Annotated in this window: 1 protein-coding gene; it reads left to right on the top strand. The window is 45.1% G+C overall.

Going from position 1 to position 463, the window contains the following annotated elements:
* Positions 1-245 precede the first annotated feature (245 nt).
* Positions 246-463, top strand: a 218-nt coding sequence (locus N2K84_RS20680) for a plasmid mobilization protein (protein WP_345894146.1), incomplete at its 3' end; no start/stop codon positions are given.

Below are 463 nucleotides of genomic sequence, written 5' to 3'. Positions count from 1 at the left end.
GCCGCCCAGCTTTTCAAATGACTTTCTTTTTCTTTTTTTGACTGTTTTTTCTTTCTCTTTGAGGAATATGAATGACATTCCAATTGACTCATTTTGAACCGTTTTTGTTGTTTTGTTTTTGCCCACTGCATGGTAGCTTTAATGGAAGAACAACAGACAAGAGATGGGGCTTAGCAAGTTTATGCTTCGGTCATACCGAAACCCAACATCCATCCCGCTGGTCTGAAAAAAGTAGACAGGAAACCATGAAAAAAGCAACAAAAACAGGACGACCGAAAAAGCAAAAATCCGAGAAACGAAGCTACCGGGTGAATGTGAAACTGAACACCGGAGAATACTACATGCTGAAAGGAAAAGCCCGCAGCGCTGGGATGAACCTGAGCGAGTTTGTCCGTGAGGCCATCTGCCACAGCGAAATCAAAGAGCGCCTGACCCCCGGGCTGAATGCCAGTATCCGCAGCCT

The organism is Gaoshiqia sediminis (genome assembly GCF_025907915.1).
Taxonomy (GTDB): domain Bacteria; phylum Bacteroidota; class Bacteroidia; order Bacteroidales; family Prolixibacteraceae; genus Gaoshiqia; species Gaoshiqia sediminis.
Note: the sequence above shows the minus strand (reverse complement) of the source record. Positions and strands in the feature narration are given on the sequence as shown.